Origin of the sequence: Kitasatospora sp. NPDC048407 (assembly GCF_043200475.1) — a bacterium.
Classification (GTDB): Bacteria; Actinomycetota; Actinomycetes; order Streptomycetales; family Streptomycetaceae; genus Kitasatospora.
On record NZ_JBICXW010000001.1, the window covers coordinates 592,794 to 619,582 of the forward strand.

At 72.5% G+C, this 26,789-nt stretch carries 22 protein-coding genes; 11 read left to right on the forward strand and 11 right to left on the reverse strand.

Going from position 1 to position 26,789, the window contains the following annotated elements:
• The first annotated feature begins 84 nt into the window (after positions 1-84).
• The 5 genes from ACGFWJ_RS02830 to ACGFWJ_RS02850 are packed head-to-tail and all read left to right on the forward strand — an operon-like array spanning position 85 to position 6,416.
• On the forward strand, positions 85-267 hold the full coding sequence (locus tag ACGFWJ_RS02830; RefSeq protein ID WP_387859607.1) for a hypothetical protein: 183 nt from the start codon (positions 85-87) through the stop codon (positions 265-267).
• Between the two features lie 9 nt (positions 268-276).
• Positions 277-978: a pyrroloquinoline-quinone synthase PqqC gene (pqqC, locus tag ACGFWJ_RS02835; RefSeq protein WP_392944532.1), complete on the forward strand. Its 702-nt coding sequence runs from the start codon at positions 277-279 to the stop codon at positions 976-978.
• A 3-nt stretch (positions 979-981) separates the two neighbouring features.
• Positions 982-2,388 (forward strand): pyrroloquinoline quinone biosynthesis protein PqqE, encoded by a 1,407-nt coding sequence (pqqE, locus tag ACGFWJ_RS02840; RefSeq protein ID WP_392944534.1) that lies wholly within the window; start codon positions 982-984, stop codon positions 2,386-2,388.
• A 19-nt stretch (positions 2,389-2,407) separates the two neighbouring features.
• Entirely contained in the window at positions 2,408-3,310 is a 903-nt protein-coding gene (pqqB, locus tag ACGFWJ_RS02845) for a pyrroloquinoline quinone biosynthesis protein PqqB (protein ID WP_392944536.1), read from the forward strand.
• A 58-nt stretch (positions 3,311-3,368) separates the two neighbouring features.
• Positions 3,369-6,416 carry a choice-of-anchor D domain-containing protein gene (locus tag ACGFWJ_RS02850; RefSeq protein WP_392944538.1) on the forward strand — a complete coding sequence of 1,016 codons (3,048 nt, stop codon included), beginning with the start codon at positions 3,369-3,371 and terminating at the stop codon, positions 6,414-6,416.
• Positions 6,417-6,435: 19 nt separating this feature from the next.
• Here ACGFWJ_RS02850 and ACGFWJ_RS02855 read toward each other — a convergent pair whose 3' ends face one another.
• Entirely contained in the window at positions 6,436-6,858 is a 423-nt protein-coding gene (locus ACGFWJ_RS02855) for a secondary thiamine-phosphate synthase enzyme YjbQ (RefSeq protein ID WP_387634806.1), read from the reverse strand.
• 214 nt (positions 6,859-7,072) lie between these two features.
• Positions 7,073-7,342 (reverse strand): hypothetical protein, encoded by a 270-nt coding sequence (locus ACGFWJ_RS02860; protein WP_387634808.1) that lies wholly within the window; start codon positions 7,340-7,342, stop codon positions 7,073-7,075.
• A 617-nt stretch (positions 7,343-7,959) separates the two neighbouring features.
• On the opposite strand from ACGFWJ_RS02860, the gene ACGFWJ_RS02865 reads away from it, so the two are divergent.
• Both ACGFWJ_RS02865 and ACGFWJ_RS02870 read left to right on the forward strand, forming a co-directional pair.
• Positions 7,960-10,140: a CDP-glycerol glycerophosphotransferase family protein gene (locus ACGFWJ_RS02865; protein WP_392944541.1), complete on the forward strand. Its 2,181-nt coding sequence runs from the start codon at positions 7,960-7,962 to the stop codon at positions 10,138-10,140.
• Positions 10,141-10,380: 240 nt separating this feature from the next.
• Positions 10,381-11,052 carry a lysophospholipid acyltransferase family protein gene (locus tag ACGFWJ_RS02870; protein ID WP_392944543.1) on the forward strand — a complete coding sequence of 224 codons (672 nt, stop codon included), beginning with the start codon at positions 10,381-10,383 and terminating at the stop codon, positions 11,050-11,052.
• 15 nt (positions 11,053-11,067) lie between these two features.
• Here the strand turns inward: ACGFWJ_RS02870 and ACGFWJ_RS02875 are convergent, their stop codons facing one another.
• Both ACGFWJ_RS02875 and ACGFWJ_RS02880 read right to left on the reverse strand, forming a co-directional pair.
• On the reverse strand, positions 11,068-12,873 hold the full coding sequence (locus tag ACGFWJ_RS02875; protein ID WP_392945456.1) for an ABC transporter ATP-binding protein: 1,806 nt from the start codon (positions 12,871-12,873) through the stop codon (positions 11,068-11,070).
• 218 nt (positions 12,874-13,091) lie between these two features.
• Positions 13,092-13,865 carry an SDR family NAD(P)-dependent oxidoreductase gene (locus ACGFWJ_RS02880; protein WP_392944545.1) on the reverse strand — a complete coding sequence of 258 codons (774 nt, stop codon included), beginning with the start codon at positions 13,863-13,865 and terminating at the stop codon, positions 13,092-13,094.
• 512 nt (positions 13,866-14,377) lie between these two features.
• On the opposite strand from ACGFWJ_RS02880, the gene ACGFWJ_RS02885 reads away from it, so the two are divergent.
• The gene (locus tag ACGFWJ_RS02885) at positions 14,378-16,441 is read left to right on the forward strand and encodes a discoidin domain-containing protein (RefSeq protein ID WP_392944547.1); all 2,064 of its coding nucleotides are present in this window, start codon (positions 14,378-14,380) and stop codon (positions 16,439-16,441) included.
• Between the two features lie 86 nt (positions 16,442-16,527).
• Here ACGFWJ_RS02885 and ACGFWJ_RS02890 read toward each other — a convergent pair whose 3' ends face one another.
• From ACGFWJ_RS02890 to ACGFWJ_RS02900, 3 genes are read right to left on the reverse strand one after another with little or no spacing between them, the layout of a single operon-like run.
• Positions 16,528-17,409, reverse strand: coding sequence for an SDR family oxidoreductase (locus ACGFWJ_RS02890; RefSeq protein WP_392944549.1), 882 nt, complete (start codon positions 17,407-17,409; stop codon positions 16,528-16,530).
• Positions 17,406-18,425, reverse strand: coding sequence for an alpha/beta fold hydrolase (locus tag ACGFWJ_RS02895; protein WP_392944551.1), 1,020 nt, complete (start codon positions 18,423-18,425; stop codon positions 17,406-17,408). The genes ACGFWJ_RS02890 and ACGFWJ_RS02895 overlap by 4 nt, the downstream gene beginning before the upstream one ends.
• A complete protein-coding gene (locus ACGFWJ_RS02900) occupies positions 18,422-19,978 on the reverse strand; it encodes a flavin-containing monooxygenase (RefSeq protein WP_392944553.1) in 1,557 nt (518 codons plus the stop codon). The genes ACGFWJ_RS02895 and ACGFWJ_RS02900 overlap by 4 nt, the downstream gene beginning before the upstream one ends.
• Positions 19,979-20,265: 287 nt before the next feature.
• Here ACGFWJ_RS02900 and ACGFWJ_RS02905 point away from each other — a divergent pair, with 287 nt between their 5' ends.
• Positions 20,266-21,015, forward strand: a complete 750-nt coding sequence (locus ACGFWJ_RS02905) for a MerR family transcriptional regulator (RefSeq protein WP_392944555.1) — start codon at positions 20,266-20,268, stop codon at positions 21,013-21,015.
• Positions 21,016-21,070: 55 nt separating this feature from the next.
• Here ACGFWJ_RS02905 and ACGFWJ_RS02910 read toward each other — a convergent pair whose 3' ends face one another.
• Positions 21,071-21,271, reverse strand: coding sequence for a hypothetical protein (locus ACGFWJ_RS02910; RefSeq protein ID WP_392944557.1), 201 nt, complete (start codon positions 21,269-21,271; stop codon positions 21,071-21,073).
• Positions 21,272-21,367: 96 nt separating this feature from the next.
• Positions 21,368-21,685: a hypothetical protein gene (locus ACGFWJ_RS02915; protein ID WP_392944559.1), complete on the reverse strand. Its 318-nt coding sequence runs from the start codon at positions 21,683-21,685 to the stop codon at positions 21,368-21,370.
• A gap of 592 nt (positions 21,686-22,277) precedes the next feature.
• Between ACGFWJ_RS02915 and ACGFWJ_RS02920 the strand changes: the two genes are divergently transcribed.
• Positions 22,278-23,078 (forward strand): inositol monophosphatase family protein, encoded by an 801-nt coding sequence (locus ACGFWJ_RS02920; RefSeq protein ID WP_392945458.1) that lies wholly within the window; start codon positions 22,278-22,280, stop codon positions 23,076-23,078.
• A gap of 5 nt (positions 23,079-23,083) precedes the next feature.
• Here ACGFWJ_RS02920 and ACGFWJ_RS02925 read toward each other — a convergent pair whose 3' ends face one another.
• Together ACGFWJ_RS02925 and ACGFWJ_RS02930 are read right to left on the reverse strand one after the other, a co-directional pair.
• Positions 23,084-24,529, reverse strand: a complete 1,446-nt coding sequence (locus tag ACGFWJ_RS02925) for a pyridoxal phosphate-dependent decarboxylase family protein (protein WP_392944561.1) — start codon at positions 24,527-24,529, stop codon at positions 23,084-23,086.
• 56 nt (positions 24,530-24,585) lie between these two features.
• Positions 24,586-25,965 carry a diaminobutyrate--2-oxoglutarate transaminase family protein gene (locus tag ACGFWJ_RS02930; protein WP_392944563.1) on the reverse strand — a complete coding sequence of 460 codons (1,380 nt, stop codon included), beginning with the start codon at positions 25,963-25,965 and terminating at the stop codon, positions 24,586-24,588.
• Positions 25,966-26,141: 176 nt separating this feature from the next.
• Between ACGFWJ_RS02930 and ACGFWJ_RS02935 the strand changes: the two genes are divergently transcribed.
• The gene (locus ACGFWJ_RS02935; protein ID WP_387634845.1) at positions 26,142-26,780 is read left to right on the forward strand and encodes a class I SAM-dependent methyltransferase; all 639 of its coding nucleotides are present in this window, start codon (positions 26,142-26,144) and stop codon (positions 26,778-26,780) included.
• Positions 26,781-26,789 lie beyond the last annotated feature (9 nt).

Genomic DNA, 26,789 nt, shown 5'->3' on the forward strand with positions numbered 1-26,789 from the left:
CGGACCGATTGCGCGGAGGCGGGCGCGGATCGATCCTGGAAACCGACCGTGTACATCCCCTCGTGATCACCTCCGGGGTGCTCCATGACGAACCAGTCGAACGCCGCCACCACCACCGCTCCCCCGCCCGCCGACCCGGCCGGCCCCGCACCCGCGGCACCGTCCGAGCCGCCGCCCCGCGCAGACCTGCGGCGGTCCTGGTCGCCACCGACCGCGCAGAGCATCGAGCTCGCGCCCGAGGTCACGGCCTACGCGGGCCGACGGTAGCGGGCAGTCATGACGGACGACCGGACAGCGCGCACCGTCCCGGAGTTCACCGCGGCCCTGTACGCGCACTCCGAGAGGTACTGGCACAACCACCCGTTCCATCTCAGGCTGCACCAAGGCGGGCTGAGCGAGGCGGAGTTGCGATCCTGGATTGCCAATCGCTGGTACTACCAGAAGTGGCTGCCCCAGAAGGACGCGGCGGTGATCGCCAACTGCCCCGTCCCGGAGGTCCGCCGCCGCTGGGTCAAGCGCCTCGCGGACCAGGACGGCACCGCGCCCGGCCAGGGCGGAAACGTCGACTGGCTCGCCCTCGCCGAGGCCGCCGGGCTCAGCCGGGACGAGGTGCTGGACGAGCGTCATGTCCTGCCGGGCGTACGCTTCGCCACGGACGCCTACGTGAACTTCGCGCGCACCCGCCCGTGGATCGAGGCCGTCGCCGCCTCGCTCACCGAACTGTTCTCGCCGGGCCTGATGCGCGAGCGGCTCACCGCCCTGCGCACCCACTACGGATGGGTGGAGCCCGCCGGCCTCCGGTACTTCGAGCAGCGTCCGGCCGTGGCCGACGCCGACTCGGCCCACGCACTGGGCCTGGTCACCGAGTACTGCACGAGCCGTGAGCAGCAGGACGCGGCGCTGGCCGCGCTCTCCTTCAAGTGCGACGTCCTCTGGTCGATGCTCGACGCCATCGAGCACGCGACCGCGGCGGGCTGACGGGTGACCACGGCGGCGGAGGGCCCCTGGCGCCTGCGCCGGGGCGTCCGGCTCGGCCACGACCGGGTGCGGTCCGTGCCGGTACTGCTGCATCCGGACGGCGTGCTGGTGCTCGGCGAGACGGCCGCCGCCGTGCTCGCACGCTGCGACGGCGCCACCGGCACGACGGCGATCCTCGCCGCACTGGAACGGGAGTACGCCGGGGTGCGACCGGCCGAGGTGCGGTCCTTCCTCGCCTCGCTGGCCGACCAGCACCTGCTCGCAGCCGGCCCGGCCCTTCCCGCGACGCCCGAGCCCCCTCCTCCCGAGACGCCCGAACGTCAAAACGCTGACCGCACCGCCGCCCGCCCGTACGGCCTGCTCGCCGAACTGACCTACCGCTGCCCGCTGCGCTGCGCCTACTGCTCCAACCCGGTCGCGCTCGACGCGTACGCCGACGAGCTGAGCCCGGCCGAGTGGCGGCGGGTCCTCGCCGAGGCGCGGGCCCTGGGAGTGCTCCAGGTGCACCTGTCGGGTGGCGAGCCGCTGCTCCGGCGCGACCTGCCCGCGCTGGTGGGGCACGCCCGCGGGCTGGGCCTGTACACCAGCCTGATCACCGGTGGGCAGGCACTCTCCCGGGCCCGGCTGACCGAGCTGGCCGCCGCGGGCCTCGATCATGTGCAGCTCAGCTTCCAGGACGCGACGGCGGCTCCGGCGGACGAGCTGGCGGGCCGGCCCGTGCACGCGCGCAAGCTGGCCGCCGCCGCTCTGGTCGGGGCCGCCGGCCTGGCCCTGACGGTCAATGTCGTGCTGCACCGGCGCAACATCGACCGGATCCCCGCTCTGATCGACCTGGCGTCGAAGCTCGGCGCGGACCGCCTGGAGCTGGCGAACACCCAGTTCTACGGCTGGGCGCTGCGCAACCGCGCGGCGCTGCTGCCGACCGCTGCCCAACTGGCGGCGGCCGAGGCCGCGGTGACGGCGGCCCGCGAGCGCCTGGCAAACCGCATGCAGATCGTCTATGTCGTGTCGGACTACCACGAGAGCTGGCCCAAGCCCTGCATGAACGGCTGGGCCGGCCGTCAGCTCACCGTCGCGCCGAACGGTGACGTGCTGCCCTGCCCGGCCGCCGCGCAGATCCCGGGGCTCGGCGTGCTGAGTGTGCGCGACCGCCCGCTGGCGGACATCTGGTTCGACTCGCCGGCGTTCACCCGCTTCCGCGGCACGGACTGGATGCCCGAACCCTGCCGCAGCTGCGAACGCAAGGAGCTCGACCACGGCGGTTGCCGCTGCCAGGCCTTCCAGCTGACGGGGGACGCGGCCGCCACCGACCCGGTCTGCCGGCTCTCGCCGCACCACGCGCTGGTCACCGGGCTGGTCCGGGGCAGCGAGCCGGACCCCACCCCGCCGCTGGTGCCACGCGGCGCCTGAACCGCGAAGGAGGCAAGCCATGCGGCTACGCGTACTCGGCACCGCCGCCGGCGGCGGCCTGCCGCAGTGGAACTGCGCCTGCCCAACCTGCGCCCGGGCCCGCGCGGCCGGCCCGGAAGCCTGGCGGACGCAGGAATGCCTCGCCGTCAGCGCCTCCGACGACGCCTGGTACCTGGTGAACGCCTCGCCCGACCTCCGCGTCCAGCTGCTCGCCGCACCCGAGCTGGCCCCGCCGGACGGTACCCGCGGCACGCCGCTGCGCGGGGTCCTGCTGACCGACGGCGAACTCGACCACACCGCCGGCCTGCTCGCTCTGCGCGAGGGCGCCGAGCTGGACATCCACGCCCCGCCACCGGTCTGGCACAGCCTCGGCGAGGTCTTCCCGCTGCGCGGCCTGCTGGCCCGCTACGGCACCTCCCGCTGGCACCCGCTCGACCGGCAGCTCCGGCTCGGCGGCAGCGAGGACGGCGGGCTGACGGTCGCCGCCTTCCCGGTGAGCGACAAGCGGCCCCGCTACGCCGCCCACGTCGACGCGCCCGGCCCGTGGGCCGTCGCCTACCGCTTCACGGACACCCGGACCGGAGCCTGCGCGGTCTACGCGCCCTCGCTCGCCGACTGGCCGGACGGCTTCGACGCGTTCCTGGCCGGCGCCGACTGCCTGCTCCTGGACGGCACGTTCTGGAGCGACGAGGAGCTGCAGCACGTCGCCGGCGAGCGCCGCACCGCCCGCGCCTTCGGCCACCTGCCGATCGCCGGGCCGGACGGCACCTTGCGGCGGCTGCGCCCGCACCCTGGCGCGCGGCGCCTCTACACGCACCTCAACAACACCAACCCGCTGACCGACCCGGACTCGGACCAGCACAAGGAACTCGCCGCCGAGGGCGTGGAAGTCGCCGCTGACGGCCTGGAGCTGCGGCTGTGAACCGCGCCGACCGTCACACCGCCCCAGCACTCGCTCGAAACGGAGGAGGAAGCGCACCATGACGCCGAATGTGATCGCCCAGGATCCGACCGTCTCGTTCAATCCGATGCGGACCGGCTGGGACCCGGCCCAGCCGCAGCTGGCGCCCAGCCAGGTGAGTGCCGCCGACTTCGGCCAGCTGTTCTCGACGGCCGTGGACGGGCAGGTCTACACCCAGCCGCTGGTCATCGGGTCCACCGTGGTGGTGGCGACCGAGAACAACAAGGTCTACGGCATCCACGCCGTCACCGGCGCGATCCTCTGGTCCAAGTCCCTAGGCCCCGCCTGGCCGGCCGCCGCGATCGGCTGCGGTGACCTGGTCCCCAACATCGGCGTGACCTCCACCCCGGTGTTCGACCCCTCGTCGGGGCGGGTCTACCTCACCGCCAAGGTCAACGTCGACGGCGACCCGCACGGCAAGAGCGTGCAGTGGTTCCTGCACAGCCTGGACGTGGCGACCGGCAACGAGCCGCCGAACTGGCCGGTGAAGATCCAGGGCTCCCCGCCGAACAACGCGGGCGTCGTGTTCGACCCGTTCACGGCGCAGCAGCGGACCGGCCTGCTGCTGCTCGACGGCGAGGTGTTCGCCGGGTTCGGCGCGCACTGCGACGCGGACACGTATTTCGGCTACCTGGTCGGGGTGAAGACGGCGACCGGTGCGCTGCGCATGTGGTGCGCGCAGAACACGGGCGGCAAGACGCCGAGGTCCGGGGTCTGGATGGGCGGCGGCGGCCTGGTCTCGGACGGTCCCGGCCGGATCTTCTTCTCCACCGGCAACGGCATCTCGCCCGCGCCCGGCCCGGGCAACCAGCCGCCCGGCCACCTCGCCGAGTCGGTGATCCACGTGTCCAGCAACGGGCAGCTCACCGCGGTGGACTTCTTCAGCCCCGGCAACGCGGACCAACTGGACCTGCACGACCAGGACTTCGGCTCCGGCGGCCCGGTGGCCCTGCCCTCGCCGCCGTTCGGCACACCGGCCCACCCGAAGCTGCTGGTCCAGATCGGCAAGGACGGCCGGGTCTTCCTCCTCGACCGGGACGATCTGGGCGGTCGTGGCCAGGGGCCCGGCGGCTCGGACGGGGCGCTGTCCGTGGCCGGGCCGTTCCGCGGCGTCTGGGGCCACCTGGCGGTCTGGGGCGGTGACGGCGGCTTCGTGTACGTCCCCGAGAACGACGGCCATCTGCGCGCGCTCAAGTACGGCGTCGACGGCACCGGCACGCCCGTCCTGGCCAATGCGGGCACCAGCAGCGCCGAGATCGGCCACTACCCGGGCTCGCCGATCGTGACGTCCGACGGCATGACCTCCGGTTCGGCGCTGGTCTGGGTCGTCTGCCCCGATCCCAAGGGTAAGGACGGCAGCAACGCGCAACTGCGCGCGTACGACGCGGTGCCGGTCAACGGCGTCCTGACGCTGCGCTGGTCGGCGCCGATCGGGACGGCCGTGAAGTTCGCCAAGGTCGGCGTCGGCTCGGGCCGGGTCTACGTCGGTACCCGCGACGGCCGGCTGATCGCCTTCGGCAGCCCGTCCCAGGCCGCCCTGACGGGCACTCCGGTCGACTTCGGGCAGGTCGCGGTGGGCGCCGCCGGCAACGCCACCACGACGGTCACCGCGGCGCGCGGCGTGACCGTCACGGCGATCACCACGGCCGCGCCCTTCAGTGCCACGCCCCCGGCCCTCCCGGTCACCCTGAACACCGGGGGCACCCTGGCCGTCCCGGTCGGCTTCGCGCCGACCGGGCCCGGTGGAGCGACGGGGACGCTCTCCTTCGCCGTGACGACGAACGGCGTCGCCGGCACCGTTGGCCTCGACCTGCACGGCACCGGCACCCAGCCCGGTTTCGCCGCGTCACCGCCGTCGCTGGACTTCGGCCAGCTGGCCACCCAGTCCTCGATGACGCTCAGCGTGATCGTCACCAACACCGGCACCACGCCCGAGACGATCGGCGGCACCACGTCGTCATCTCCCCCGTTCACGGTCGCCGGCCTGCCCCCGGTCGGCTTCAGCCTCGCCCCGGGCACCTCGCTCGCCGTGTCCGCCACTTACGCGCCGACCGTCCCGAGCCCGGCCGGCGGCGACAGCTCGCAGTTCACCGTCACCGGCTCGGACGGGCTCTCGGTCACCGTCCCGCTCACCGGTACGGCCGTCGTCGGCGCCCCGCAGCTGACGATCAAGCCGACTTCGGTCGACTTCGGCCAGGTCCCGGTCGGCGGTTCGCTCAGCAGGACCTTCGACATCAAGAACACCGGCAACGTGACGCTGAACGTGACCAAGGCCGCGCCGCCCACCGCGCCGTTCTCCGCTCCCGACCCGATCGCCGAGGGTCAGCAACTCGGCCCCGACCAGCAGGTCACCCAGACGGTGGTCTTCACCCCCACCGCCGCCGGCCCGGCCTCCGGTCACTTCCTGCTCACCGGCGACGACAGCCAGGGCATGCAGACCGTCTCCTTCACCGGCACCGGAGTCACCAGCGGCAGCGTCGCCCCGCCGAGCGCCGACGGCTGGACGTTCAACGGCACGGCCGTGCTCTCCGGCACCGACATCGTGCTCACCGAGGCCATCAACGACCAGACCGGATCCGCGCTGTGCGACATGGCCGTGCCCTCCGCGAACCTGCGCGCCCACTTCACGGCCGTCATCGGCGGCGGCGGTGCCTCGGGGGCGGACGGCCTGGCCTTCGTCCTGCTCGACGCGGCCCACGAGACACCGCACGCACTCGGCGGTGGCGGCGGCGGGCTCGGCTACTCCGGCCTGCACGGCCTCGCCGTCACCCTGGACACGTCCAAGAACGCCAACGACCCCTCGGCCAACTTCGTCGCCCTGGCCACCGGCGGCCAGGGCGACGCGCTCGTCTACGCCGCCACCGCGACCAACATCGGCGATCTGCGCACCGGCACCCACACCGTGGACGTGCAGGTCACCGGTGGCCGCGTCCAGGTCACCGTGGACGGCCGGGCGGCGATCGACACCACGGTGGCCGTTCCGGCCGGCGTCCTGGTCGGCTTCACGGGCGCCACCGGCGGGCTCAACGACAACCACCGCGTCCAGGGGGTGTCGATCACCTTCTAGCGGCGGGCCGGCCGGCCGGTCAACCGAGGAAGGACAGTCGCAGGGTGCGGTCGGGGTTGTCGCCGTTGGTGTCGATCAGCACGACCGACTGCCAGATGCCGAGGGCGAGCCGGCCGCCCACCACCGGCAGGGTGGCGTGCGGGGCGACCAGCCCGGGCAGCACGTGGTCGCGGCCGTGGCCGGGGGTGCCGTGGCGATGGCGCCAGCGGTCGTCGGCGGGCAGGAGTTCGCGCAGGGTGGTGAGCAGGTCGTCGTCGCTGCCGGAGCCGGTCTCGATGACGGCGATGCCCGCGGTGGCGTGCGGGACGAAGACGTTCAGCAGGCCGTCGCGTCCGCCGGCGACGTCCCGCAGGAAGTCGTGGCAGCGGTCGGTGATGTCGAGGGCGACCTCTCTGCGGCCGGTGGTGATCTCGAGCGTGGTGGTGTGGAAGGTGTCGGACATGGGGCCATCCTGGCCGATCTTGCGACCCGTCCCGAAGGGGCGGCCGCCGAACGCCACCCCACCGCAAGGTCGCCCGCCAGGGCGCGCCAGCCTTTCGCAACCGCGCGCCAGGGCTGCCCCGACCGCCCGCGGGAACGCCGAAAGCCCGACGGACTCACGGTCCGTCGGGTTCGTGGCGACGAGCGGCGGGCCGCCCGTCCTCACGTCGGTGCGGTCAGCCGCGGCTGCCGAACATGCTCCGCTTGAGCCGGCGCAGCGGGGCCATCAGCGAGACCCGCACCGAGCGGCGGGGCACGGCGACGGGGACGCTGGGTCCACGCGGCGTCAGTTCTCTTATCAAACCGAGAGCTTCCGCCGTGTCCACCGTCGAGAGCGCGGGGGCGCCGAGCACCGCGAGGTGCCGTTCGATCCGGCGGCCGGTCGTGCCCATGCCGCACTGGATCGCGGGCACCCGGGGCCGCGTCCGCACTTGAATCTGTTCCATCTGTTTCCCACCCCTACGAGGCGCCAGGGCCGTGAGGCGAAGACTATCCGGCTACGGCGGTCTTCATGCAACCGTCCTGGTGTTCTGCCACCGTATCGCGCGAACGGAACTGACGTTCACCGAAGTGCGGTGCGCCCGGTCACGACTGCGCATCGGTTGATGGTGCACCATCCAAGCATGACCGGGCGTCAGACGTCGCGACGGCCCGAGGTGTTCAGAAACTGAACACATACGAGGGATTGACGCCGCCGGAACCTCCAAGCAGTATCTGTATGGACACGGGATCAAGGGCCTGAGCCACCCGAACCCGGTCGGATGAGTTCGAGTATGAACGAATCACCTGCTCATCACATGACAGGCTTCCGGCACCACAGTGAGTCACCTACGGCCGTCTCGACGCTGCGGCGGCCCGACTCCGGCGTGGTGCACGGACCGGCGGTCGACCGTTGAGGGTCGGTCGGACCGCCAACCGGACTGCCGGTGCCGCCACCGATCACGCGCGGCACCGGCGGTCGCGTTTCAGCCGCGCCCGAGGTGCGCCCGTAGGCGCTCGGTAGAGTGGGCGGGGACCGGGCGATCTGCCGGAGCCACCCAATCCCTTCGCGGAGTGAACGCACGTGCCACCCCTGCTCAGCATCGTTCTGCCCGTCCACGGCGTCGAACGCTTCCTGCCGCAGTGCCTGGACTCGCTCCGGGCCGACGGCGCCGCCCCCGGCGAGGTCGAACTGATCGCGGTGGACGACCGCTCCCCCGACCGCAGCGGTGCCCTGCTGGACGCGCACGCCGCCACCGACCCCCGGATGCGGGTCCTGCACCTCGCGGAGAACCAGGGCCTGGGCGGCGCCCGCGCCGCCGGCCTCGCCGAGGCCACCGGCACCTACGTCTGGTTCGTCGACAGCGACGACTGGCTGCCCGAGGGCACCATCGACGCGATCCTCGCCGAACTGCGCGCCGAGACCACCCGCGACGTGCCCGCCGACGTGCTGCTCACCGACTTCACGCACGTCTACCACGACGGCGGCGAGGAGCCGAACCCCTGGCGGCACGTGCTGGCCGGCTCCCCGCTGGTCTCCGGCTGCACCGCCGCCGAGCACCCGGCGCTGTTCAACTCGGTGCTCGCGGTGTGGAACAAGGTGATGCGCCGGCAGTACCTGCTCGACCTGGACGTGCACTTCGGCCGCGGGTACTACGAGGACATCTCCGTCACCTACCCGCTGCTGCTGGCCGCCGACCGGCTGGTCTACCTCGACCGCCCCTGCTACCGCTACCGGCGCGGCCGCCCGGGCGCCATCACCGCCACCGCCTCGCCCAAGCACGCCGACGCCTTCGCCCAGTACGACGCGATCTTCGCCTTCCTGGACCGCGACGAGCGGGCGAACAAGCTGCGCACCCTGGTCTTCGACCGCACCGTCAAGCAGGCCCTGACCATCTACGACAGCCCCGGGCTGGTCCCGGTCGAGCTGCGCGCCGAGTTCTTCGCCCGGATCACCGGCCACTTCGCCAAGCACCGCCCGGCCGGCTACCGCTTCCCGTCCGGCGTCCGCGGCATCCAGTACCGGCTGGCCGCCCGCGGCTCCCGGCGCGCCTACGCCGAACTGCGCCGCGGCGGCCGGCTGCCGGGCGCCGTCAAGCGCGGCACCAGGGCGGTCGCGCCCGGGGTGAAGAAGGCGATGCGCAGCAGCGCCCGGTTCACCGCGTACAACGCGTTCCGGCGGCTCCCGATAGACGAGCACCTGGCGGTGTACGCGGCGTACTGGCACCGCGGGTACGCCTGCAACCCGGCGGCGATCTACGAGAAGGCCCGCGAGCTGGCCCCGCAGGTGCGCGGCGTGTGGGTGGTGGAGAACGCGGCGCGGGCCGCGACGATGCCCGAGGGCGTGCCGTACGTCATCGTCAACACCCCGGCGTACCTGAAGGCGATGGCCACCGCCAAGTACTTCGTCAACAACGTCAACTTCCCGCACACGATGGCGAAGCGGACCGGCACGGTGCACGTGCAGACCCAGCACGGCACGCCGCTGAAGGCGATGGGGATGGACCTGCGGGACCACCCGGTCGCGGCGGACGGCATGGACTTCGACCGGCTGCGCGAGGCGGTGTCGCGCTGGGACTACCTGGTGTCGCCGAACCCGCACACCAGCGAGCACTTCGCCCGGGCGTTCCCCGGCACCTACCAGGTCCTCGACACCGGCTACCCGCGCAACGACCGCCTGGTGCACGCCACCACCGAGGAGTGCGCGAAGGTCCGCCGCGACCTGGGCATCGCCCCCGGCCAGCGCACCGTGCTGTACGCGCCGACCCACCGCGAGTCCCGGGGCGGCTACCTGCCGCTGCTGGACCTGCCCGCGCTGGCCGAACGGCTCGGCTCCGGCTGGACGGTACTGGTGCGCACCCACTACTTCCACGACGGCGGCGCGGGCGACCTGACCTCCCTCCCGGGCTCGGCCCGGCTGCTGGACGTCTCCGACCACCCCTCGGTGGAGGACCTGTACCTGGCGGCCGACACCCTGGTCACCGACTACTCGTCGATGATGTTCGACTACGCGGTGCTGGACCGGCCGATCGCCGTGTACGCCCCCGACTGGGAGGAGTACCAGCAGGTCCGGGGCGTCTACTTCGACCTGATGAAGGAGCCGCCGGGCGCGGTCGCCACCGAGCAGGACGCGCTGACCGACGCGCTGCTCGCGGGCGACCCGGAGCCGACCGCCCGGCAGCGCTTCCGGGAGCGGTTCTGCCCGTGGGACGACGGCCGGGCCGCCGAGCGGGTGGTCAGCCGGATCTTCCCGGTCCGCAAGTAGCCAGGACCGTCTCACCTGGTGGGGCCGTCTCACCAGGTGAGAGGGTGCTTTCCCACCAGGTGGGCGTGACGAGGATCGCAGTGGCGTGATGCCGCGGTCCGGTGGACGGGCGGCCGGTGCGATGTCGTAGTCTGCGGTTCGAACCCAGTGGTCCGACCTCCGTCCGAGCCGCGTGCCTCGCCCCTCGGCGGGTACCGCCTTGGGCCCCGGGCGGTCCGACCTTCGGCCAGGGAGGGCCCGTTGATCGACCTCGTCACCAAGCTCGTGCTCAAGCCGCTCGCGCGTGCCCTCTACCGGCCGACCATCGAGGGCCTGGAGAACGTGCCGCGCAAGGGCGGGGTGATCCTGGCGAGCAATCACCTGTCGTTCGTGGACAGCGTGGTGATCCCGCTGGCCGCGCCGCGTCAGGTGTTCTTCCTGGCGAAGGCCGAGTACTTCACCGGCACCGGCGTCAAGGGCGCGATCTCCCGGTACTTCTTCACCCACGTGATCAACGCCGTCCCGGTGGAGCGCGGCAGCGTCCGGGCCGCCACCGCCTCGCTGGAGGAGGGCCTGGAGATCCTCAACTCCGGCCGGGCGTTCGGCATCTACCCCGAGGGCACCCGCTCGCTGGACGGCCGCCTGTACCGCGGCAAGACCGGCGTCGCCTGGCTGGCCCTGACCGCCGGCGTGCCGGTCGTCCCGGTCGCCCTGGAGGGCTCGGAGCACATCCTCCCGGTCGGCAAGCGCATCCCGCGCCTGCGCAGGATCACCGTCCGGTTCGGCGAGCCGCTGCGCTTCGACGACCTGCACGGCCAGGCCCGCTCCGCGAAGGCCCGCCGGCAGGTCACCGACGAGGTGATGGCCGCCATCCACGCCCTCTCCGGCCAGGAGCTGGCCGAGCAGTACAACGAGTCCCCGAAGGCCGCGTAGGGCCCCGGCGGGCCGTCAGGCGGCGGCCACCGGCACCGCGGCGTCCCGGTTGAGCAGGGCGGCGTAGCGGCCGTCGCGGGCCAGCAGCTGCTCGTGGGTGCCGAGTTCGGCGAGCGTGCCGTGGTCGAGGACGGCGATCTGGTCGGCGCCCTGGACGGTGGACAGCCGGTGCGCGATGGTGATCGTGGTGCGGCCCTCGGCGAGGTCGTCCAGGGCCAGTTGGACGGCCAGCTCGGTCTGGTTGTCCAGCGCGCTGGTCGCCTCGTCCAGGATCAGCACCGGCGGGTTGCGCAGCACGGTGCGGGCGATGGCCAGACGCTGCTTCTCGCCGCCGGAGAAGCGGTAGCCGCGCTCGCCCACCAAGGTGTCGTAGCCGTCCGGCAGTTCGGCGATCATGTCGTGGATCTGGGCGGCCTTCGCGGCGGCGACGAGTTCGTCGTCGGTGGCGTCGGGCTTGGCGAACCGCAGGTTGTCGGCGATCGACGCGTGGAACAGGTACGTCTCCTGGGAGACCACGCCGACCGCCCGGGCCAGCGTCTCGAACGACAGCTCGCGCACGTCCACCCCGTCGATCAGCACCCGCCCGGAGCTGACGTCGTACAGCCGCGGCACCAGGTAGGACAGCGTGGACTTGCCGGAACCGGTCTCGCCGACCACCGCCAGCGAGCCGCCCGCCGGAATGGTCAGGTCGATGCCGTCCAGCGTGGGCCGGTCCTGCCCGGCCTGGTAGTGGAACTCGACGTCCTCGAACCGCACGTCGCCGCGGATCCGCTCCAGCTGGACGGGGTGCTCGGGCTCGTCGATCTCCACCGGCAGGTCGAGGTACTCGAAGATCCGCTGGAACAGCGCCAGCGAGGTCTGCACGTCCACGCCGGTGGACAGCAGGCTGACGGTCGGCCGGAACAGGCCCTGCTGCAACGACACGAACGCCACCAGGGTGCCCAGCGAGACGATCGGCGCGCCGGTCGCGGTGGCCAGGCCCGCCGCCCAGTAGATCATCGCGGGCATCGCGGCCATCACGATCCCTATGGTCGACATCCGCCACCGGCCGGCCATGCTGGAGCGCACCTCCAACGCCGCCAACTCGTCCGACTGATCGGCGAATTCGCTGGTCAGCGAGGCGGAACGACCCATCGTGCGGCCCAGCAGGATGCCACTGACGGACAGTGACTCCTGCACCGCGGACGAGAGCTTGGCGAGCTGCCGCTGCCGCTCCCCCGTGATCCGCTTCCGCTCCCGGCCGACCCGGCGGCTGATCCACACGAACACCGGGAGCAGCAGCAGGGAAACAATGGTCAGCCGCCAGTCCAGCGCCACCATCGCGACCACGCTGGCGATCACCGCGGTCAGGTTCGACACCAGCGAGGTGGCCGTGCCGGTGACGGTGGCCTGCATCCCGCCGATGTCATTGGCGATCCGCGACTGCACCTCACCGGTGCGGGTCCGGGTGAAGAACGCCAGCGACATCCGCTGCAGATGCCGGTAGACCGAGGTCCGCAGGTCGTGCATGACGCGCTGCCCCACCGTGGTGGAGATCAGCGTCTGCAGCACGTTGAGCACGCTGGTGATCACGGCCGCCGCGATCATCCCCAACGCGAGAAGGGTCAGCAGACCCGTGCGCCGCTCCGGAATCGCGACATCCAGCACCGCCCGCAACAGGAACGGCGTCACCACGGACACCACCGCCGACGCCGCCACCAACAACCCGACCCCGGCCAGCCGCCCGGCATACGGCCGGAACAACCGCAAGATCCTCTTCACCTGCGCAGGCTGCCGCTCCTCCCCTTCGGGCGGCGTCCAGTCGATCCGGTTCAGTCGCACGGAGACCTCCAGCTGGTCGGCGGACAGGGCGGCGGGGCTCACCTTAACGAGCCTTACTCACCATTAGCAAACCTAACCTTCCAGGGATTCCCCATTCGGACGCGCAAACCACCAGGGGCGCGGGGAACTGCGCGAAGCGGAAGGACCCGACCGCAAGATCGCGACGCATGACAATGACTTGCACGTGATCGCGACCTTGCGGACGGGTGAGCACCGAACTACGCCTTGCGGTAGTCCCGCCCCGCCGTGGTCGAAAGCTTCCCGAGCCCGCCCAGCGGCAGCATCCGGGCCGCCGTCACCGCCGCCTTGTACCGCTTGCCGGGAACGCAGAGCGGGCGGTTGCGGGCGAGGTCGCGGAGGGATTCGTCGACGACGCGGTCCGCGGTGAGCCAGCCCCAGGCGGGGATGGAGGAGGTGCCCATGCCGGCCCGCTGGTGGAATTCGGTGCGGGTGAAGCCGGGGCAGAGCGCCTGGAGGCGCACTCCGCTGCCGGCCAGGTCGCGGGCGATGCCGAGGGTGAAGTTGACCACCCACGCCTTGGTCGCGCCGTAGGTGCCGCGCGGGACGAACGCCGCGACCGAGGCGAGGTTGACGATGCCGCCGAAGCCGCGTTCGCGCATGCCGGGGACGGCGGCGGTGGTGGTGCGCAGGACGGCCTCGATGTGGACCTTGAGCATGTCGAGTTCGTCCTGGACGGGGACGTCCAGGTACGCGCCGCGGTTGCCGAAGCCGGCGTTGTTGATCAGCAGGTCGACGGGGCGGGCGTCGTCGCGCAGTCGGTCCTCGACCGAGCCGATGCCGGTGTCGGTGGCGAGGTCGGCGGCGATCGTCTCGACCTGGACGCCGTAGCGGGAGGTGAGTTCGTCGGCGGACTGCCGCAGGCGTTCGGTGTCGCGGGCGACCAGTACCAGGTCGCGTCCGTCGGCGGCGAGGCGGCGGGCGAAGGCGGCACCGATGCCGGCGGTCGCGCCGGTGATGAGGGCTGTGGTCATGGGCTCGACCGTACCGGTCGGTAGCCGGATCCGTCGTGGATCTTGGGGGCGCGGCTCCGTCGGCCCTTCGGGCGACCCCCGGGGCGTCGGCGGCGCGCCCCGTCGCGGCATAAGTCATATCAACCTACGGTTTCGGGCATCGCCGCCGTCCCACGCGGCGTCCACCTCGCCCTGGAGAACTGATGCTTGTTCAGCTTCACCCGTTCTGGATAGAAGTCGCGTGCCCGGCCCGTCCCCGACCCCGGTGGTCCTGACGGCGCCGGCACGCCTTCGCCCCCTTCTCGGGCCCGCCCCCTCCCCACGGGGCGGGCCCGCAACATGTCCCGCACCATGTCCCGCACCATGTCCCGCACCCGCAAACCTGGCGATCTGTCGACAAATCACCCCACTCCCATCGCGTACTGACCGGTCAGTAATAACGTCAAAGGTATTGACGGAGTGTCAACAACTCGCGATTCTCGGGAAAAACCCGCGCCGTCTCACGACCGCCGCCTCCCCGACCCGAGGTGACCATGATCGGGAACCATCGCACCAGGAACGTCCTCGCCCGTCTGCTGCCGCTGCTCCTGCTCGCGGCCGTACTCGCCAGTGGTGCCGTGCCGGGCTCCAACGCCCGTGCCGCCGACGGGTGGTGGAATCCCACCGCCCGGCCCGCGCCGGACTCGCAGATCAACGTCACGGGCGAGCCGTTCCGCGGCACGGCCGCCGACGGCAGCGTCCGCGGCTTCGTCGACGCGCACAACCACCTGATGTCCGCCGAGGGGTTCGGCGGCCGGGTGATCTGCGGTGCCGCGTTCTCCCCGCAGGGGGTCGCGGACGCCCTGAAGGACTGCCCGGAGCACTATCCGGACGGTTCGCTCGCCCTGTTCGAGAACGTCACGGGCGGCGCGAACGGCCACCACGACCCGGTCGGCTGGCCGACCTTCGCCGACTGGCCGGCCCACAATTCGCTCAGCCACCAGCAGGACTACTACGCCTGGGTCGAGCGGGCCTGGCGCGGTGGCGAGCGGGTGCTGGTCAACGACCTGGTGACCAACGGGCTGCTGTGCTCGATCTACCCGTACAAGGACCGCGGCTGCGACGAGATGGACGCCATCCGCACCGAGGCGCGTAAGTCGTACGAACTCCAGGCGTACATCGACACGATGTACGGCGGGCCCGGCAAGGGCTGGTTCCGCATCGTCACCGACTCCGACCAGGCCCGGTCCGTGATCGAGCAGGGCAAGTTGGCGGTGGTGCTCGGGGTGGAGACCTCGGAGCCGTTCGGCTGCAAGCAGATCCTGGACGTGCCGCAGTGCGACCGGGCCGCGATCGACCGCGGGCTGGACGAGCTGTACGCGCTCGGGGTGCGCAGCATGTTCCTGTGCCACAAGTTCGACAACGCCCTGTGCGGGGTGCGGTTCGACGAGGGCACCACCGGGGTGGCCGTGAACGCCGGGCAGTTCCTGTCGACCGGCACGTTCTGGACCACCGAGCAGTGCACCGGCCCGCAGCAGGACAATCCGATCGGGCTGCCCACCGCGCAGGCCCAGGGGATGCTGCCGGCCGGGGTGAACCTGCCCACGTACTCGGCGTCCGCGCAGTGCAACACCCGTGGGCTTACCGAGCTCGGCGACTACGCAGTGCGCGGCATGATGAAGCGCCACATGATGCTGGAGCTCGACCACATGAGCGTCAAGGCGGCGAAGAGCTCGCTGGAGATCCTGGAGTCGCAGTCCTACCCGGGGGTGCTCTCCAGCCACAGCTGGATGGACCTCGGCTGGACCGAACGCCTGTACAAGCTGGGCGGGTTCGCCGCCCAGTACCCGCACGACGCGAACGGCTTCGTGGCCGAGGCGAACCGCACCAAGGCGCTGCGCGACACCTACGGGGTCGGTTACGGCTACGGCAGTGACCTGAACGGTGTCGGCGGCTGGCCGGGCCCGGTCGGTACGGGCGCGCCCAACGCGGTGACGTACCCGTTCCGCAGCGCGGACGGCGGTTCGGTGCTGGACCGCCAGGTGACGGGCTCCCGGACCTGGGACATCAACACCGACGGCGTGGCGCACGCCGGTCTGCTGCCGGACTGGATCGAGCAGATCCGGCTCAGTGGCGGACAGGGGGTGGTGAACGACCTGATGAAGGGCGCGCAGTCCTACCTGACCACCTGGCGCGCCACCGAACACCACTCCGCCGGGCGGGAGTTGGCGACCGGCACGGCGAGTGCCACGGCGAGCTCCGCGGAGTGGAACCCGTTCACCTCCTACCAGCCCGGCCGGGCGCTGGACGGCGACCACTCGACCCGCTGGGCCAGCGACTGGAGCGACGACCAGTGGCTGAGCGTGGACCTCGGCGCGGTGCACACCGTGGACCGGGTGACGCTGGACTGGGAGCGCGCCTACGCCACCGGCTACCGGATCGAGGTGTCCACGGACGGCAGCACCTGGCGCACCGTCTGGTCGACCACGGCGGGCGACGGCGGGCTGGACACCGCCGCGTTCGCGCCGACGGCGGCCCGGTACGTGCGCTTCCACGGCACGGCGCGGGCCACCCAGTGGGGGTACTCGCTGTACGAGCTGTCGGTGCACGGCACCTGACCACGCCCGGTGTGACTGTCTGAACATGACGGGCGGACGATCGGCCTCTCTCCAACGCCGATCGTCCGCCCGTCATTCGGTGATCGTCACTCGCCCCGGGCGTCCTGGTCGGCCTGTCCGCCCGCGCCGACCGGGCGCAGCCGGGTGCCGGCGGTGGCCTTCAGCTGCGGTGCGAGCCGGGCGACGTCGCGGGAGCCGACGGCGGCGATCAGGGTGGGCATCATCCAGCGCACCGGCTGCATGCCCCGCAGCCAGGCCTGCGCGTAGACGTGCGCGGAGCGGCGGCCGATGCCGGCCACCAGCCGGTCCACGGCCGGGCCGATCGGGTACGTCTTGTTGGCCGGCCAGGGCAGCTTGGCGCGCATCTGCCGCAGCACCTCGTCCTGGTCGGCGCCGCGCACCATGTCGGTGTCGGTCCAACTCAGGTAGCCGACACCGACCTTGACGCCCTGGTAGGCGACCTCGGCGCGCAGCGCGTGGGCGAAGGACTCGACGCCGGCCTTGGAGGCGCAGTAGGCGGACATCAGCGGGGCGGGGGTGAGCGCGGCGAGCGAGGCGATCTGCAGCAGGTAGCCGCGGCTCTCGGCCAGCGCGGGCAGGAAGGCCCGGGCGGTGGCGACGGAGCCGAGCAGGTTGACCTCGATCACCCGGCTCCAGGCCCGGTGGTCGCTGTCCTGCGTGGGCCCGCCGAGTGCTATGCCGGCGTTGGCGACGACGGTGTCGATCCGTCCGTACCGGTCCTTGATCCGGTTCGCCACCTCGGTCAGCGCGTCCAGGTCGGTGACGTCGGCCTCCCAGGCGGAGGCGTGCTCGCCGCACTGGGCGGCGACGGCCTTGAGCTCGGCGGGCTCCAGGCCGACCAGCGCGACCTTGGCGCCCCGGTCGGCGAGCTTGCGGGCCATCAGCGCGCCCAGGCCGCGGGCGGCTCCGGTGATGACGACGACCTGCGAGGACAGCGGCGGGGTCATGCGGTCTTCTCCACGGTGACGGTCGGGGACGGGTGGTCCGAGGCGGCGGCACCCGCGCCATCGGTCGTGCTTTCGGCACCGGCGAACGCAACGACGCCCGCCAACAGCTCGTCGGCGACCAGCGCGGCGACCCGGCGGATCTCGTCGGCGACCTCGGCGGGCCGCTCCAGCGGGCTCATGTGGCCGGCGCCGTCCAGCTCCAGCAGGCCGCGCGGGTCGGCCAGGGCGGCGGCGATCCGGCGCGAGTGGACCGGCGGGGTCAGCTTGTCGTTGCTGCTCGTGATGACGGCGGTGGGCGCGGTGATCCGGGCCAGTTCGGCGTGCACGTCCAGCACGTCCAGCACGATCGACCAGCGGTGGCGCACCTTGGGCGGGCAGGCGTGCACCACCTGCGCGCAGGCCTCGACCCGGTCGGGGGGCGTGGCGGGGCCCATGGTGGCGTACTTGAGGACGGCCCGGCTGATGCCGTTGATCGGCCCGAGCGACAGCCGGGACTGGAGCACCGGCCGGCTCAGCAGGCGCCGCAGCGCCCGTCCGCGCACGAAGAGCGGCAACACCGTCTGCTCGTCGACGAGTTCGCCGGCGCCGGTGTTGACCAGCACGTTGGCGGCGGTGCGGGCGGCCACCTCGGGGCGTCCGCCGGCCGCCATGATGGTCATACCGCCCATGCTGTGGCCGACCACCACCGCGCGCCGACCGGCGGGGACGGTCGCGGTCAGCACCGCTTCGAGATCCTCGGCGAGCTTGCCGGTGCCGTACCCGGCGGCGCCGGCCGGCGCGGGGCTGCGGCCGTGGCCGCGCTGGTCGTAGGCGATGACCCGGAAGTCGCTGACCAGCCGGTTGATCACGGGCGCCCAGAACGTGGTGGCGCACGTCCAGCCGTGGGCGAGCACCAGCAGCGGCGCGCCCTCGCGTCCGTACTCCTCGACGTTGAGTTCGGCGCCGTCGGCGGAGCGGACGGTGTGGACGGCCGCCGGGTCGGGCAGCACGCAGTCGGCAGGGATACGGGGGCTCATACGGGCACCGCCTCGGTGTCGAGCGCGTCGCCCAACGGGGCGGTGCGCTTGAGGAGTTCGTACTCGGCGAGGTCGACGTGCCGGGTGGCACGGCGGAAGGCGCTGGTGGAGGCCGGCCACAGGACGGTGTTCTTGCCGTCCTCCTCGAGGTACCAGCTGCGGCACCCGCCGGTGGTCCACACGGTGCGGCTCATCCGGTGCTGGAGTTCCAGGTTCCACTGCCGCTGGGCCCGTTCGGTGGGCTGCATGGCGGTGGCTCCGAGGGAGTCCAGTGTGGTCAGCGCGTCGATCAGGTAGTTGAGTTGGGACTCGATCATCAGGATCATCGAGTTGTTGCCCAGCCCGGTGTTCGGGCCGATCAGGAAGAACAGGTTCGGGAAGCCCCGCACGGTGGAGCCGCGCAGCGCCTCCATACCGTCCTTCCACGCTTCGGCCAGCGGCATGCCTCCGATGCCGTACACCCGCTCCGCGATCGGCAGGTCGGTGACGTGGAATCCGGTGCCGAACACCACCGCGTCGACCTCGTGTTCGGTTCCGTCGGCGGCGACCAGTGTGCTGCCGCGGAGCTCGCGCAGGCCGGAGGCGACCACCTCGGTGTTGGGGGCGGCGAGCGCCGGATAGTAGGTGTTGCTGAGCAGGATGCGCTTGCAGCCGATCCGGTAGTCCGGCGTGAGCTTGGCGCGCAGCGCCGGGTCGGCGACCGCCTTGCGCATGTGGTGCAGCGCCACCTGCTGGACGGCCTTGAGCAGTTGGGGGCGGCGCACGAAGGCGTCCACCTGGAGCTCGCGAATCACGAACAGGGCGGACCGGCGCAGAAGTCCGCTGGGCGGGAGCTTGCTGTGCAACCACTTCTCCACGCCCGTCACTTCGCGGTCGGCGCGCGGCAGAACCCAGGCGGGGGTGCGCTGGAAGACCGTCAGGCTGCGGACGGTGGGCTGGATGGACGGGATGATCTGCGCGGCGGACGCGCCGGTGCCGACCACGGCGACGCGCTTGCCCGCCAGGTCGTAGTCGTGGTCCCAGCGGGAGGAGTGGAAGACCTTGCCGGGGAAGCTGTCCAGGCCGGGCAGGTCCGGGATCTGCGGGTCGGCCAGCGGTCCGGCGGCGGAGACCACGGCGTCGGCGGTCCAGCTGCCGGCCCGGGTGGTGACCCGCCACCGGGTGCGGTCCTCCTCCCAGCGCAGTTCGGTCACCTCGGCGCCGAACCGCAGGTGCGGACGGAGCCCGAAGGTGTCCGCGACCTTCTCCAGGTAGGCGCGGATGTCGGGCTGCCCGGAGAACACCCGGGGCCACTCCGGGTTCGGCGCGAACGAGAACGAGTACAGGTGGGAGGGCACGTCGCAGGCGCAGCCCGGGTACGAGTTGTCGCGCCAGGTGCCGCCGACCGAGTCCGCGCGTTCGAGGATCACGAAGTCGGTGATCCCGGCGCGGCGCAGCCGGACGCCGGCGCCGAGGCCGCCGAAGCCGGAGCCGACGACGGCGACCCGCACGTGCGGCACGGGCTGGGGCTCGACGGGGTCGGGGACGGGCGGCTTCTTGGTGCGGGGTGCCATGGGCGGGTCCTCCTGGCAAGGGTGGGGGACGGCACGGGCCGGGTGGGGTGCGGTGCGGTGGGTGCGGTGCGGTGCGGTGCGGTGGGTGCGGTGCGGTGGGTGCGGTGCGGTGCGGTGGGTGCGGTGCTGAACTGCCGCTGTGTGCTGAGGGGATGGAGCCCTGGATGCTGCCAGTAATCACTGGCGCGTTTGGCAGAGTAGCCCTTGTTGACACTGAGTGGAATAGCGCCGACGCGGACGATTGCGCGGCTATCCGCCCCTCCCGGCCCGGCCCTATGCTGACCGGCGTGGCGGAGACCCAGCAGGACCGCGAACCCCCGCGCGAGTACCGCATCGCCGACCTCGCCGAGGCGGCCGGCATCAGCGTGCGCACCGTCCGCTTCTACCGCGAACGCCGCCTGCTCCCCCCGCCCCGCAAAGCCGGCCGGATCGCCTGGTACGGCCCCCACCACCTGGCCCGGCTCCGCCTGATCGCCGAACTCCTCGACCGCGGCCACGCACTCGGCGGCATCGCCGAACTGATCGGCGCCGGCGAGGACGGCCGCGACGTCGCCGAACTGATCGGCCTTCAGGCCGCGCTGGTCGCCCCCTGGTCCGACGAGACCCCCGTCCACCTGAGCTGGGACGAACTGCGCGCCGCGTTCGGCGACCAGCTGACCGAGGCGAACACCGCCGAATCCCTCGCCCAGGGCTTCATCACCGTCGACCCCGACGGCATCACCCACATCTCCCGCCGCCTGATGGACGCCACCGTCGCCCTGGTCGACGAGGGCGTCCCGCTGGCCGCCGTCCTGGAGGTCAGCCGCCACGCCAGCGAATACGCCGACGCGATGGCCGACACCTTCGTCACCCTGATCCGCGACCGCCTCCTGGGCGCCCTCACCCACGTCCAGGACCTCACCCCCGCCGAAGCCACCCGCCTCACCGAACGCATCCACCGCATCCGCCCCCTGGCCCGAGCCGTCAACGACGCCCAGTTCGCCCTCGCCATGGACCGCCGCGTCCGCGCCGAATACGACCGCCTGAACGAAACCTGACCCCACCCACCCGGCCACCGACACCCGCGCCCCCGGCGCCGCAGGCCCGCGCGGGTCAGGGCCCGGCGATGATCCAGGTCACGAACACGGCGCGCATCGAATCGTGCACGCGGTAGACGACGCTGATGCGGTCACCGGTGTCGGCGGCCGGGTCGGTGCGGGCGGTGTAGTCGTCGACCTCGGGGTCGGTTCCGCCGGGCACCGGAATGCCGAGCCGGGGGTGAACCGCCAGGCGCTCGATCAACTTCTCAACCACATCCAGCTCGCCGGGGCGCAGTCGGCCCGTGGGTCTGCGCGGCGGTGTCGGAGAGGAAAACGTGCAACGGAGCCGGCCGCTGTTCGGGCTGCTCCGTCACCGGTCGCCGCCGACGGCACGCAGTCGCGCGAACGCGTCGGCGGCCGGAGTCCACTGCTGGCCACCGATCGGCGCGGTGAGTGCGGCCATGGCCTCGGGGCTGGTGCGCAGGGCGAGGCGGTGCCGGTAGGCGGCGATGACCTCGGTGACGGCGGCGAGGTCGCCGATCGGGGAGGCGTCGAGGGCGGCAGCCAGCATCTGCTCGAACTGCTCGCGATCGCCGGGCAGTCCGTAGCGGGACAGTGCGGTGCGCAGCTCGTGCAGGGTGGCCGGGCGAGCCAGGGCCGCGTCCTGGTGGTCGGGCTGGGTGGTCACCTGGTCCTCCTCAATGGTGGTAGCGGGCGCCGCCGAAACGAGTGCCCGCAGGAACGACGGTAGCGGTTGGCGGTCGAGTCCCGGAGCAGTTCTGTCCGCATACACCCGTCACCCCCCGGGCACCCAACCCCCACCCCCACCCCGCCCGCCGCCAGGCACCTCTGCTGTCACACCAACCACCCACGCACCACCCGCCACACCCCAGGCACCCAACCCCCACCCCCACCCCACCCGCCGCCAGGCACCTCTGCTGTCACACCAACAACCTGCACACCACCCGCCACACCCCGGGCACCCAACCCCCACCCCCACCCCGCCCGCCGCAGGCGCCTCGGCTGTCACACCAACCACCCGCACACCACCCGCCACACCCCAGAACACCCAACCACCACCCCCGCTCTGCCCGCCGCCAGGCGCCTGTGTTGTCATACCAGCCACCTGCACACCACCCGTCGCATCCCGGGCACCCAACCCCCACCCCCCTCCCCGCCCGCCGCCAGGCGCCTCGGCTGTCACACCAGCCACCTGCGCATCACCCGTCACACCCCGGCATGGGAGAGTGGAGGGCGGTGAAGGGAGCGCGGGCGTGTTGATGGAGAAGGTCACCGAGATCCTCGTGGAGGCGTCGGCGGAGGCGGTGGAGCCTCGGTTTCGGGCGCTGGCCGAGGGTGAGGTGATGGAGAAGGCTCCGGGCGATCTCGTCACTGTCGCGGATCGGGATGCGGAGCGGATCATCACTCGGCGGTTGCGCGAGCTGCTGCCCGTCCCGGTGGTCGGGGAGGAGGCGGTGGCGGCCGATCCGGCGCTTGCCCGGGCGTTGTTGGACGAGCCGGCCGCGTGGCTGGTGGATCCGGTGGACGGGACGAAGAACTTCGTCGCCGGGGAGCCCGCGTTCGCGGTGATGGCTTCGCTGGTGCGGGACGGCCGGGCCGTCGCGTCCTGGATCTGGCAGCCGTGCTCGGGCACCGCGTACACCGCCGAACTCGGCGCGGGGGCCTGGCGGAACGGGACGCGGCTGGTCCGGGAGCAGGTGACCACCACGCCGGAGGAGTGGACGGGCATCCTGAAGACGCGTTACTTCGCCCCGCCCACCAGCCATCATCTGCTCGACAACGCCCGCGCGCTCGGCCCGCTCGATCCGGGGCGCAGAGCCGCCGGCATCGAGTATCCGCTGGTCGCGACCGGTGAGCGCGACTTCATCCTGTACTGGCGCACGCTCCCCTGGGATCACGCCCCGGGCTCCTTGCTGATCACCGAGGCCGGCGGCCGCTCCGCCCGCTTCGACGGCTCGCCGTATCTGCCCGAACCGCCCGGCGGCACCGACGGCCTGCTGGTGGCGGCGGATCCGGAGCAGTGGGAGACGCTCCGGGAGATCCTGCTCAAGGGTGTCTGACCCGCCTACCGTTTCTGCACCGCCCGTCCGCTCTCGACCACGGCCGCCAGCAGCGACTCCATCTCCCGTTCGGTGGTGTGCGGGTTGAGCAGGGTCAGTTTCAGCCGTACCCGGCCGGGGCCGGTGCCCGGAAGTTCGGTGCGGCCGACGACGGCCCGGCCGGTGCGCAGCAGGTGGCGGCGCAGTTCCGCGTTGACGTGGTCGCTGTCGGCGGCCGCGTACCGGAACACCACGGTGGTCAGGATCGGGTCGCAGTGCAGCTCCAACTCGGGGTTGGCGCGGACGAGTTCGGCTGCCCGCAGGGCCAGGTCGTGGCAGCGGTCGACCAGTGCGCCGAGCCCGTCGCGGCCCAGCGTCCGGAGAGTGACGGCGAGTTTGAAGGCGTCGGGCCGGCGGGTGGTGCGCAGCGACTGGCCCAGCAGGCTGGGGTAGCCGGCGTCCTCGTCGTCGGCGGGGTTGAGGTAGACGGCGCGGCGGGCGAGTGAGGCGTAGGTGCGGGCGTCGCGGACCAGGAACACGCCGGCGGCGGCGGGTTGCCAGCCGAGTTTGTGCCAGTCGAGGGAGACCGAGTCGGCGCGGTCGATGCCGTCGAGCAGCGGGGCGAGCCGGTCGGAGAACAGTGCGCCGCCGCCGTACGCGGCGTCCACGTGCAGCCAGGTGCCGTGCCGGGCGGCGAGGTCGGCGATGTCGTGCAGGGGGTCGATGGCTCCGGTGTCGGTGGTGCCGGCGGTGGCGACCACGGCGATCGGGGTGGCGCCCTCCCAGCCGGCTTCGGCGAACGCATCGGCCAACGCGTCGGGTTCCATGCGGAGTTGGCGGTCGACGGGGATGGCGCGGACGGCGCGTTCGCCGAGTCCGAGCAGTGCGGCGGCGCGCTGGACGGAGAAGTGGGCGACTTCGGAGGCCAGGATCCGGGGCCGGACGCCGCGCGGGATGCCGTTCAACTCGACGTCGGGGCCGAGGCGTTGGTCGCGGGCCAGCATCAGGCCCATCAGGTTGGACTCGGTGCCGCCGGTGGTCAGCACGCCGGCCGCGCGGTCGGGCCGGAAGCCGATCAACTGGGCGAGTTCGGCGAGGAGTTCGCTCTCCAGCGTGGTGGCGGCGGGCGCCTGGTCCCAGGAGTCCTGGGACGGGTTGAGGGCGCTCACCGCGAGGTCGGCGGCCACCGCGACGGCCAGCGGCGGGCAGTGCAGGTGCGCTGCGCACGCCGGGTCCGCCGGGTCGGCCGCGCCGTGTGCCAGCAGTTCCACCAACTGCCCGAGCGCGCCTGGCCCGTGGGCCCGGGCCAGGGCCTCCCGCACCACCTCACCGACCGCCATCGGCTCGCCCGCCACCACCGGCCCGCCCCGCCGCACCGCCCCTGCGGTGAGCGCCGCCAACACCTGTGCGAGCAGCGGCCGCAGCGCCTCGGGCCCGGCCACACCGCCGGAGAGTTCGGTTAACCCACTCACTTCTTCTCTTCCACTTTCAACCGTTCGACCAGTAACACACCTTGACGATCAATCAACTACCCATGCACGGCCGCCGCAGGCTCCCGCATCGCGAACTCGATCGCCTCGCAGAGCCGTTCAAGGACGGCGTCGGCCTGCTCGTCGGTGATGGTGAGCGGCGGGAGCAGCCGCAGGACGGCGTCGTGGCGGCCGCCGAGTTCGACGATCAGGCCGCGGGCGAGGCAGGCTTCGCGCACCCGGACGGCGAGGCCGGGGTCCGCGGGGCGGGCGCCACAGCTGTCCGGCTCCCCTGCGGGGTCGATGAGTTCGACGCCGAGCATCAGGCCGCGGCCGCGTACGTCGCCGATCACCGGGAGGCGGTCACGGGCGCCGTCGAGACGGGCGGCGATCCGGGCGCCGACCGTCTCGGCGCGGGCGACCAGCCCGTTCGCGGCGACGTACCGGAGTGTCGCGGCGCCGGCCGCCATCGCGAGGGTGTTGCCGCGGAAGGTGCCGGTGTGCGCGCCGGGCCGCCAACTGTCGTACTCCTCGCGGTAGACGACTACCGCGAGCGGGAGGCTGCCGCCGATCGCCTTCGACAGCACCATCGCGTCCGGCTCGATGCCGCTGTGCTCGACCGCCCACATCCGTCCGGTGCGGCCGACGCCCGTCTGCACCTCGTCGACGATCAGCGGGATGCCGCGTTCGGCGGTGATCCGGCGCATCTCGCGCAGCCAGCCGTCGGGGGCGGGGACGACGCCGCCCTCGCCCTGGACGGGTTCGAGGATCATCGCGGCGGCCGGGAGCACGCCGCCCGACGGGTCGTCGAGCAGCCGTTCGGTGTAGGCCGAGGCCAGCTGGGCGCCGCGCTCGCCGCCGATGCCGAACGGGCAGCGGTAGGCGTACGGGTAGGGCAGCCGGGTGACCTCACCGGCGCTGGGCAGTGGGGATTTGACGGCGGTGTTGCCGGTGACGGCGAGGGCGCCGGCGGTCATGCCGTGGTAGGCGCCGGTGAAGGCGAGCGCGCCGCGGCGGCCGGTGGCGGTCTGCATCAGCTTGAGGGCGGCCTCGACGGCGTCGGTGCCGGCGGGGCCGCAGAAGTGGATCCGGGCCTTGGCGGCGAACTTCTCGGGGAGGCTCTCGAACAGCGCGGTGGTGAAGTCGTCCTTCTCGGCGGTGGCGAGGTCGAGCAGGTGGAGCGGGGCGCCGCTGTCCAGCGTGCGGCGGATCGCTTCGAGTACCACGGGGTGGTTGTGACCGAGGGCGAGGGTGCCCGCGCCGGAGAGGCAGTCCAGGTAGCGGCGGCCGTCGGCGCCCTCCACTGTCATGCCGTTCGCGCGCACCGGGACGATCGGGAAGGACCGGGCGTAGGTGCGGGCGGCCGACTCGCGGATGCGCTGGCGGCGCAGGATCGCGTCGCCGGCGGGCGCGGCGGGGGTGCCGACGGTGAGGGTCACAGCGGAGCTCCCTTGGATGGTTAGGTAAGCCTAACTTTACCTCTGAGGCTCCGTCGAACAGCGCACAGGGCCTACTGATCACCCGTTCGAGTGAGCACGCACCACTTTCCGCACCTGCCATGTCAACGAGCACGACCACGCCGAAGTCACGGCCGCCACCCAAGTACCCTGCCGCCATGGAGACTCCGCAGCCGGACGCCCGCGACCAGCCCCAGCGCCGGTCGCACGCCCGCGAACTCGCCGACACCCGCGCCTTCTTCGCCGAACGCGCCGCCCGCTGGGACAGCAAGTTCCCGGACGACAGTCCGCGCTACGCCGCCGCGATCGCCGAAACCGGCCTGGCGGACGGCCAGTTCGTCATCGACGCGGGCTGCGGCACCGGACGCGCGCTGCCGCTGCTGCGCGCCGCCGTCGGACCGTCGGGCACCGTCCTCGGCGTCGACCTCACGCCGGAGATGCTGGCGCAGGCCGCCGCGCACCGCGCCGACGCCGCGCTGCTGCAGGCCGACTGCACGCGGCTCCCGCTCCCCGACGCCGTGGCCGACCTGGTCTTCGGCGCCGGCCTGATCTCCCACCTGCCCGGCCCGGCGACCGGCCTGCGCGAACTCGCCCGGGTCACCCGCCCGGGCGGCCGGCTCGCCCTCTACCACCCCGTCGGCCGCGCCGCCCTCGCCGCCCGCCACGGCCGCGCCGTCACCCCGGACGACCTGCGGGCCCGCGAGAACCTCTTCCCGCTGCTCACCGCCGCCGGCTGGCACCCGCTGTCCTACACCGACGAACCGGACCGCTTCCTGGTCCTCGCCGAACGCGCCTGAACTCGGCGC

Excerpts from the sequence above, each read along its gene's own strand:
- ACGFWJ_RS02880 (WP_392944545.1), bottom strand. The coding sequence starts at position 13,865 with ATGACCACAGCCCTCATCACCGGCGCGACCGCCGGCATCGGTGCCGCC.
- ACGFWJ_RS02895 (WP_392944551.1), bottom strand. The coding sequence starts at position 18,425 with ATGAGCCCCCGTATCCCTGCCGACTGCGTGCTGCCCGACCCGGCGGCC.
- ACGFWJ_RS02935 (WP_387634845.1), top strand. The coding sequence starts at position 26,142 with ATGGAGACTCCGCAGCCGGACGCCCGCGACCAGCCCCAGCGCCGGTCG.
- ACGFWJ_RS02830 (WP_387859607.1), top strand. The coding sequence starts at position 85 with ATGACGAACCAGTCGAACGCCGCCACCACCACCGCTCCCCCGCCCGCC.
- ACGFWJ_RS02850 (WP_392944538.1), top strand. The coding sequence starts at position 3,369 with ATGACGCCGAATGTGATCGCCCAGGATCCGACCGTCTCGTTCAATCCG.
- ACGFWJ_RS02860 (WP_387634808.1), bottom strand. The coding sequence starts at position 7,342 with ATGGAACAGATTCAAGTGCGGACGCGGCCCCGGGTGCCCGCGATCCAG.
- pqqC (WP_392944532.1), top strand. The coding sequence starts at position 277 with ATGACGGACGACCGGACAGCGCGCACCGTCCCGGAGTTCACCGCGGCC.
- pqqB (WP_392944536.1), top strand. The coding sequence starts at position 2,408 with ATGCGGCTACGCGTACTCGGCACCGCCGCCGGCGGCGGCCTGCCGCAG.
- ACGFWJ_RS02900 (WP_392944553.1), bottom strand. The coding sequence starts at position 19,978 with ATGGCACCCCGCACCAAGAAGCCGCCCGTCCCCGACCCCGTCGAGCCC.
- ACGFWJ_RS02920 (WP_392945458.1), top strand. The coding sequence starts at position 22,278 with ATGGAGAAGGTCACCGAGATCCTCGTGGAGGCGTCGGCGGAGGCGGTG.
- ACGFWJ_RS02855 (WP_387634806.1), bottom strand. The coding sequence starts at position 6,858 with ATGTCCGACACCTTCCACACCACCACGCTCGAGATCACCACCGGCCGC.
- ACGFWJ_RS02890 (WP_392944549.1), bottom strand. The coding sequence starts at position 17,409 with ATGACCCCGCCGCTGTCCTCGCAGGTCGTCGTCATCACCGGAGCCGCC.
- ACGFWJ_RS02885 (WP_392944547.1), top strand. The coding sequence starts at position 14,378 with ATGATCGGGAACCATCGCACCAGGAACGTCCTCGCCCGTCTGCTGCCG.